Annotated in this window: 7 protein-coding genes; 2 read left to right on the top strand and 5 right to left on the bottom strand. The window is 66.0% G+C overall.

Annotated elements, in window-relative coordinates; translation table 11 throughout:
- Positions 1-8 precede the first annotated feature (8 nt).
- Together MHZ35_RS18120 and MHZ35_RS17300 are read left to right on the top strand one after the other, a co-directional pair.
- A complete protein-coding gene (locus MHZ35_RS18120; protein WP_342453546.1) occupies positions 9-377 on the top strand; it encodes a manganese efflux pump in 369 nt (122 codons plus the stop codon).
- A 14-nt stretch (positions 378-391) separates the two neighbouring features.
- Complete coding sequence (locus MHZ35_RS17300; protein ID WP_239436770.1) at positions 392-970, top strand: cytochrome b; 579 nt, start codon at positions 392-394, stop codon at positions 968-970.
- A gap of 327 nt (positions 971-1,297) precedes the next feature.
- Here the strand turns inward: MHZ35_RS17300 and MHZ35_RS17295 are convergent, their stop codons facing one another.
- From MHZ35_RS17295 to MHZ35_RS17275, 5 genes are all read right to left on the bottom strand, one after another.
- Entirely contained in the window at positions 1,298-2,215 is a 918-nt protein-coding gene (locus tag MHZ35_RS17295) for a cation diffusion facilitator family transporter (RefSeq protein WP_239436769.1), read from the bottom strand.
- Between the two features lie 8 nt (positions 2,216-2,223).
- A complete protein-coding gene (locus MHZ35_RS17290; RefSeq protein ID WP_239436768.1) occupies positions 2,224-5,451 on the bottom strand; it encodes an efflux RND transporter permease subunit in 3,228 nt (1,075 codons plus the stop codon).
- Positions 5,452-5,454: 3 nt separating this feature from the next.
- Positions 5,455-6,621, bottom strand: coding sequence for an efflux RND transporter periplasmic adaptor subunit (locus MHZ35_RS17285; protein WP_239436767.1), 1,167 nt, complete (start codon positions 6,619-6,621; stop codon positions 5,455-5,457).
- Positions 6,618-7,883 carry a TolC family protein gene (locus tag MHZ35_RS17280; protein WP_239436766.1) on the bottom strand — a complete coding sequence of 422 codons (1,266 nt, stop codon included), beginning with the start codon at positions 7,881-7,883 and terminating at the stop codon, positions 6,618-6,620. The genes MHZ35_RS17285 and MHZ35_RS17280 overlap by 4 nt, the downstream gene beginning before the upstream one ends.
- A 67-nt stretch (positions 7,884-7,950) precedes the next feature.
- On the bottom strand, positions 7,951-8,253 hold the full coding sequence (locus MHZ35_RS17275; protein WP_239436765.1) for a hypothetical protein: 303 nt from the start codon (positions 8,251-8,253) through the stop codon (positions 7,951-7,953).
- Positions 8,254-8,496: the final 243 nt, after the last annotated feature.

The following is an 8,496-nucleotide window of genomic DNA, read 5'->3' as shown; positions in this document are numbered from 1 at the left end:
AGCATCCAATATCAGCATCCCGATCTCGCCGCCTGACACACCGCCAAGCGAACAGCCTAGACCACCGGGATGAGGGGTCCTTTTTCGACGCCGATCACCCCGCTACCGGGGTCCCTTTTCCACGCCGATCCACAACTGCGATCGCTACAAGCATCGATGCCGCGGCGGTGGGCGTGTCCCTCGCGCTCATGGATGTGAACCTTTGGATCGCGTGTGCGGTTATCGGCGGGATCACGACGGTGGTTGCGACGAGCGGCATGATCCTCGGCAGGCATGTTGGTCCGTATCTTGGCCGCTATGCCGGCATCCTGGGCGGCTTCGTACTCGTCGCAATCGGCGGATCGATCCTGTTCCAGCACCTTTCCGGGGCAGCATAAGGAAGATGCGGACGATGGCAGAGACGCGAAACGGCATGGCGCGCTACAACAATGGTGCCGTTGCCTTCCACTGGATCATCGCGGCTCTCGTGCTGGTCCAGGTATACGTGGGCTGGACATTCGCGGGTATGGACCGTGGTGATCTACGCACCGCGTGGTTCAATTGGCACAAGACGCTCGGTTTCGCGATCCTGCTGCTGAGCCTCGCCCGACTGGGCTGGCGCATCGCCAACCCGCCACCCCCTCTTCCGGCGGGCATGCCGCGCTGGGAAGCGGCTCTGGCCAAGCTCAACCACACGCTTTTCTACGTTATCCTGATCGGCTTGCCGCTGACCGGATGGCTGTACGTCTCTACCGGCAAGCCATCGCTGACCAGCGCGACCACACCGTTGATCGGCGGGCTGCAATGGCCGTTCATCCCGGGTCTGCCGCGCGAGGCGCACGGCAGCTTCGAGCAGGCGCACATTCTGTTGGTCTGGCTGACCTACGGTCTGCTGATCCTGCATGTCGGTGCAGCGTTGAAGCATCAGTTTATCGATCGCAGCCGCATCGCCAATCGCATGCCGCCCTTTGGCGTGAACGATAGCCAATGACCGACGAGCCTGAAACGAACCGAACATCCTGAACTGGCGACGAGAAAGATCCTCGTAAGGCCTGCCTTGCCCAGTTGGCAAAAGAAGGTCTTTTCTGAAAAATGCTCAAGACCCTTTGGAGAGAGGATCGCGTCTCGGTGTTTGATGCCAAGGGCGCTGAGGAGGGCAGAACAAGCTCAGCATGACAGCGCGGCGCCGGATCGTATTCTGAGGCGGCCCTGTCTTCCTGGCGATCGTTCCGACCGGCTGCCGGACCGCTGCGCGCTGACGAAGCTCGGCATCAGCCTCTTCCGTCCAGCGCCGCCCACGATTGAAGGTCATCCTCGCTTACGGGTGAAGATGATGGTGGTCTTCGCAGGCGTCCGCCGCGCCCTCGGTCTGGATCGTGCAATGCTCGATCCCGAACCGGCTATCGAGCGTGCCTGCGACCGTCTTCCGGACTGCATCCGGATCGGCGCCATCCGCGAGAGTGACATGCGCGGTGCAGTTGATGTCGTCGGATGCCATTGACCAGACGTGAAGGTCATGGACGCCGGCGACGCCGGGTAGGCCGGCGATGCTCGCGCGCAGCTCGGGCAGCTTGATCCCGCCCGGCACGCCTTCCAGCAACACATTTGCCGTGTCACGGAGCAGCACCCAGGTTCGGGGCAGCACCCAAAGCCCAATTCCGACAGCGACGATCGGATCGACCCACGTCCAGCCCGTGAACCGGATCGCGAGCGCGCCCGCGATCACACCCACCGAACCGATCATGTCGGCCCAGACCTCAAGATAGGCGCCCTTGACGTTCATGCTGGCATCCCTGCCGGACATGAGCAGCTTCATGGAGATGAGGTTCACCGCCAGGCCGATCGCCGCGACGATCACCATGCCGGTGGATTGCACGCTCTCCGGCTCGCGCAAGCGCTGCACCGCCTCGATCAACACATAGATTGCGACCTCAAACAGCAGCAGCGCGTTGAACGCGGCGGCCAGTATCTCGAACCGCTTGTAGCCGAACGTCCGCTTGTCGTCGGCCGGCTTCTGGCCGAACCGGATCGCCAGAAGCGCGATCACCAGCGCTGCCACGTCGGTGAGCATATGCGCCGCGTCCGAGAGGAGCGCGAGGCTGTTGAAGACAAAGGCGCCGACTACCTCCGCGACAAGGTAGGTGGTGGTGAGCGCCAGCGCCCATCCAAGCATCCGGGCGTTGGCGCCGGCTGTATGGTCATGGGCGTGTCCGCCTGCGGCATGGTCGTGCATCATCTGGCCTTTCAGTGAGCCGGAGCGGGGAGTGGCGGCAGTTCGATGTGTCCGTTGGACGACGAAGGCAGCTCACGCCGGCCGAAGCGGGCGTAGAGCGTCGGCAGGACGAACAAGGTGAGCAGCGTGGCGGAGATCAGCCCGCCGATGACGACGGTTGCGAGCGGCTTCTGCACCTCTGCTCCAGCGCCATGCCCCAGCGCCATCGGCACGAAGCCGAGCGAGGCGACCAGCGCCGTCATCGCGACCGGCCTGAGCCGTGCCAATGCCCCCTGATGAGCCGCCAGCGCGCGATCCATGCCGGCGCGCATCAAGTCATGGATGGACGACACCATGACGAGGCCGTTGAGGACGGCGATACCGGACAAGGCAATGAAGCCGACTGCCGCGGAAATGGAGAAGGGCATTCCCCGCAGCACCAACGCAAGCACGCCTCCGACCAGCGCCAGCGGAACGCCGGTAAAGACGATGGCCGCATCCCGCACGGAGCCTAGCGCCCCATAGAGCAGCAGCATGATGACGACGAAGCAGATCGGCACGACGAGCGCGAGACGGTTCCGCGCCGACGCCAGGTTCTCGAACTGGCCACCCCATTCCAGATAGGTGCCTGCCGGCAGCTTCACCTGAGCGTCGATCGCTTCGCGGGCATCGGCGACCACGCCCGCCACGTCGCGGTCGCGGACGTTCGCCTGCACCACCACACGCCGCTTGCCGTTCTCGCGGCTGATCTGGTTCGGCCCATCCACCACGGCGATGTCCGCCACGGTCGATAGCGGCACAAAGCCACCCCCGGCGAGCGGCACCGGCACCTGGCCGACTGCCGTCAGGTCCGATCGCGTGCTCTCGGCCATCCGGATCACGACGGGAAAGCGCCGGTCGCCCTCAAAGATGACGCCCGCCTGCCGGCCCCCGATCGCCGCGGCGACCGTATCCTGCACGTCCCCGGCCGTGACCCCGACCCGCGACATGGCGGTGCGGTTCGGGCGGATGTCGAGCATCGGCAAGCCCTCGGTCTGCTCGACCCTCACATCGGCCGCTCCCCGGGTCTTGCGGAGAATGGCCGCGATGCGCTCGGCGGTTGCGTTCATCTCGCCGAAGTCGTCGCCGAACACCTTGATGGCGATGTCGCCCCGCACACCCGCGATCAGCTCGTTGAACCGCATCTGGATGGGTTGGGTGATCTCATAGGCGTTGCCGGGCAGCGAGGAGAGACGCTTCTCCAGCCGCTCCACCAGCTCCTCCTTGGTGAGGCCAGGATCGGGCCATTCCTTCTTCGGCTTCAGGATGACGAACGTGTCCGTGGCATTCGCCGGCATCGGGTCGGACGCGATCTCCGACGTGCCGGTGCGCGAGAAGGCAAAGCGGACCTCAGGTGCCTTCGCGAGCGCCTTTTCTACCTGGAACTGCATGGCCTGGCTCTGATCGACCGACGTGCCCGGGATGCGCACCGCCTGGATAAGCACGTTGCCCTCATCGAGCTGGGGCAGGAACTCCTGGCCCAAGGTGGTAAAGGCGGCCGCGGCGACGGCCAGCGCGCCGATCGCAACGCCGATAGTGATGCTGGGGCGACGCATCGCCTTTTCCAGGCCCGGTTCGTAGCGTTGCCGAAGGAACGTGACCGCCCGGCTCTCCTTCTCCTCGACCCGCTTGCTGAGCCCGATGGTGATCGCGGCCGGCACGAACGTCAGCGACAGGATAAAAGCAAAGACGAGGGCGATGATGACGGTAAGCGCCATCGGCTCGAACATCTTGCCCTCGGTGCCGGTGAAGGTCAGCAGCGGCGCATAGACGAGGATGATGATCGCCTGCCCATAGACGGAAGGGCGGATCATCTCCCGGGCGGACGCAGCGACGAGGCCGAGCCGCTGCTGCAAGCTCAGCTCGTCCTCACGGCCATGCTGCGCCTCGGCGAGGCGACGCAGGGCGTTCTCCACGATGATGACCGCGCCATCCACGATCAGGCCGAAGTCGAGCGCACCAAGGCTCATGAGGTTGGCTGACACGCCAGCCTTCAACATACCGATGCTGGTGAGCAGCATCGTGATGGGAATCACGAAGGCGGCGATCAGCGCGGCGCGGAAATTGCCGAGCAGCGCGAACAGGACGACAATGACCAGCACCGCGCCTTCGGCGAGATTGCGGGCGACCGTCGAGATGGTGGAGTTCACCAGCTCGGTGCGGTTGAGCACGGGCTTAACGACGACATCGACCGGCAGCGAGCGGCCGATCTGCGTCAGCCGCTCGGCAACGCCGGAGGAAACGGTGCGGCTGTTCTCGCCGATCCGCATGACGGCCGTGCCGACCACCACCTCATGCCCGTTCTCCGATGCCGATCCCATGCGTAGCGCCTGACCGGTGCGGACGGTCGCGATCTGGTTGAGCAGGATCGGCACGCTCTCGCGGGTTGCGACGACGGTCCGGGCCAGCTCGTCGGCATTGCGGACGCGGCCATCGGCGCGCACCGCCAGCCCCTCGCCGTTGCGATTGACGACGCCGGCCCCTGCGCTGGTGTTGTTGCGCTCCAGCGCTGTGGTTAGGTCCTGGAGCGTAAGGCGCATTGCCGCCATCCGCTGCACGTCGGGAACGACGAGATATTCCTTTGTATAGCCACCAAGGGAGTCGACTCCCGCCAGCCCTTCGGTGCTCTTGAGCTGAGGCGTGACGATCCAGTCCTGGACCGTGCGCAAGTAGGTTGCCTTGTCGGCCGCGCTGACGAGGTGATCGCCTTCGGGGGTGATGTAGCTGCCGTCGCGTTGCAGGCCGGGCTCCCCGTTGCGATGGTTCACCTGGTCCAGCTCGCGATACTCGACCGTCCACATGAAGATGTCGCCGAGCCCGGTCGCGATCGGCCCCATCTCCGGGTTCACGCCTTCCGGCAGGTCTTCTTCCGCCGTGCGCAGCCGTTCCGCGACCTGTTGGCGGGCGAAATAGATATCGGTCTTTTCGGTGAAGACAGCCGTGACCTGGGCGAAGCCGTTGCGGCTGAGCGAACGGGTATATTCAAGGCCGGAAATGCCGGCGAGCGCAGTCTCGACCGTGAACGCGACTTGCTTCTCGACCTGATCGGGCGAGAGGGCGGGTGCGACGACGTTGATCTGCACCTGGTTGTTGGTGATGTCGGGAACGGCGTCGATCGGGAGCTGGCGCAGCGCGCCGGCCCCGATCAGCGCCGCGGCGAGCGTGAGAAGCAGGACAAGCCAGCGCTTCTCGACGGAAAGGGTGACGATGCGACCGATCATGGCTCAGTCCTCGTCCCTGCCTTCGCCCTTGCCGAGTTCGGCCTTGAGCGTGAAGCTGTTGGTGGAGGCGATCCGCTCCGAGCCGGTGATTCCGGACGTTACGACGACCTGACCACCATTGGTTCTGCCAAGCGTGACTGACACGGCGCGGAAACCGGTCGGGGTGCGCACGAAGACGAACGGCTTGTCCTCGATCATCTGAACCGCGGCCGATGGCACGGCGACGGTTCGGTCGCCGCTCGCGGGAACAAGGATCGATACGTTGACCGTCTCGCCGATGCGCCATGTCGCGCCGGCATTGTCGAGGCTGACGATTACCGGCACCAACCGGGTGGTTTCGTCCAGAACGGGCGAGACGAAGGTGACGCGGCCCTCCTGACGGCGACCGGCAGCCGTGACCTCCACGCGGGTGCCGGGCCTGACCCTACCCGCATCGGACGGAACAAGCGACGTCGTGACCGTCACCTTAGACAGGTTCGCGACGCGGAACAGCTCGGCATCGGCCGCGACCGTCTGGCCAAGCGTGGCCGAACGCGCGATGACCTGCCCGGCGATCGGCGAGCGTACCGCGATACGATTGAGCGAACCGCCCCCGCTTCCGGTGGCCGACAATTGCTGCTGCGCCAGGCGCAGGGCGATGCCGGCTTCCGTGGCGGCAGTTCGGGCGGCGACCAGATCCTGTTCGGGCGACACGCGCTCGGCGAACAGGCGCTGTTCGCGCCGCAGGTTGGATTGCGCGAGCGCGGCGCGGGCGCGGGCGGCCTCCACCTCGGCCTTGAGCGAGGCCGCTTCCCGGCTCTCGATGATGGCGAGCGGGTCGCCACGGCCAACCGACTGACCGAGATTGCGGTTCAGGGATACGAGCCGGCCACTCACGGCAGCCGACACGACCTGCACGCCCTGGGGATCGCCCTCGATCGTCGCCGACAGTTCGATCGCACCGGCAACCCCGCCCACGGTCGGGCGCGTCACCTCGATGCCGGCATCGGCGATCTGCTGCGCGGAGAGAGTGACGATATCTTTCGGGCCTTGCCTGGCTTCGCCGCCTTCGGCCGCTTCGGTCTTCTCTGCTCCAGCCTTCTCGCTGCTGCCGCTGCCTCCGCCACAACCGGCGAGGAGGGCGGCCAGGGTTACGGGCGCGAGCGCCCGTATGATGATATTCTTCTTCATTGATCGTTGTCCTCGGACGAGGGCGCCGCGGCGACGAGCCGTTCCAGGCGCGCCTTGGCGTCATGATAGGTGGCGAGCGCGTCGATCGCGGCGGTGCGCGTCTCGGAAAGGGTGCGCTCGGCATCGAGCAGGTCGAGTTGGCTGAACTTACCCTCGCGGTAGCCGATCCGGGCGATACGGGCGGCTTCCGTTGCGGAGGCCAGCGCCGGGCCGCTCGCGTTGCGCGCGGTCGTGGCGGCGTTCGCTACCTCGGCTTGAGCACTGGCAATCGCCTGTGCGCTGTCCAGCTCGGCCGCCCGGCGCAGGGCCTGGGCCTGATCGCTCTGGGCGCGCGCCTGCGAGATGGCGGCCTTCCCGTTGTTGAACAGCGGAAAGGGCACCGACACACCGAACACCGCAGCCACGTCGTTGGTGGCCTCAAGCCGACGCGCACTGGCGCTCAGCGTCACATCGGGGACACGCTGGGAGCGGGCGAGCCGCACCTGCGCCTCGGCGGTGGTCACGTCCGCGCGTGCCGCGGCCAGCGCGAGCGTGCCGGCCGGCTCGATCGGCCGGGCCGGACCATAGCCCTCCACGCGATCGTACCAGGCAAGGTCGAGCGACCTGGTTATGGGCTGCCCGATGCGCAGTGCGAGATTGGCGCGCGACACCTCGGCGAGCCGCTGGGCTCGCTCAACGGTTGCTTCCGCGTTGATGCGCAGCACGTCCGCCCGCTGCTGCTCCAGCGGCGACGCGCGTCCCGCCTGCACCCTGACACCGGCTGCGTGTAGCGCCTCGCGGGCTATGGCGGCCTGCTCCCGTGCCGTCACGAACCGGCGCTCGGCCGCTGCCGCCTCAATGTAGAGCTGGGTCACGGCGAGCCTAAGATCGGCCTCGGCCAGCGCCGTGCCGATCCGCGCCCGGTCGGTCACGGCATTGGCGACAGCTATGCGCGCGGAACGCTTGCCACCCAACTCGATCGGGAAGGCAAGGCCGGCGGTCGTCTCGGCGCTGCGGACGCCGCGATACTGACCGCTGCCGGCGATGTTCTCGGTTTCCACGACAACAGAAGGGTTGGGACGGTAGCCTGCGACAGTTCGGCCTGCCTCCGCCGCGCGAACGCCCGCTGTCGCCGCCTCGACGCTGGGTGCGGTCGCACCGGCAAGGGTCAGCGCCTGCTCAAGCGTGAGTGATGGATTGGTCGATGGTGGCGCTGATGACTGCGCCTGCGCGATCGACGCGCATGACGCCACGGCCAGAAAGGCCGCGATGAAACGGTGCATGGAAAACATACTCCTGACGAACGGCAAGAATCCACACGGGAGGTGTCCCGGCGGAGCTAGGCGTTCGTCAGGCTTGTGGAGGCCGTAGTGCTGGGTCGGACGACACCGGCGCCATCGGGTCATGGCTCCATGCCAGGGGCGCCATGTGCAGCCTGCCTACAGGTGCGCCGGCATCGGCTATGAACGGGATGCCGATATGGTGCCCATGACAGCCGCCATGATGATGCGGGTAGGCCTTATCAGCGTCTCCCTGCACCTGGTCAGCGTCACCGTCGCTATGTTCGAGCGAGCTGGCCTCGGTGCCATCGACGCACGCAACGCCCTCGGTCGCATGCGCAACCGATCCCAGCCCAAGCGACAGCGCGAGCATGAGACAGAGGAACAGGGCGGATAGTCGGTGCATCGAACGGTGCCATAGCAGCTAACCCGCTCCTTCGTAACAACGAGTGGGGGATTCCCGTTTCTATCGGCTTGTCGTGTGCGGAAAACGGTCGTGGCTGTTGAAAAAGACGGGTTCGGCTGGCCTGTCCCGCACGTAATAGCATTTCGAGGATGAGCATTATTCTCGGTAGCGCGGCCTGGGCCTGGGCCTGAGCCCGAGCGGATCGATAGG

It is taken from the genome of Sphingomonas sp. ACRSK, assembly GCF_022346685.1.
GTDB classification, from domain to species: Bacteria; Pseudomonadota; Alphaproteobacteria; order Sphingomonadales; family Sphingomonadaceae; genus Sphingomonas; species Sphingomonas molluscorum.
This window is presented reverse-complemented; position numbering and strand designations above follow the sequence as displayed.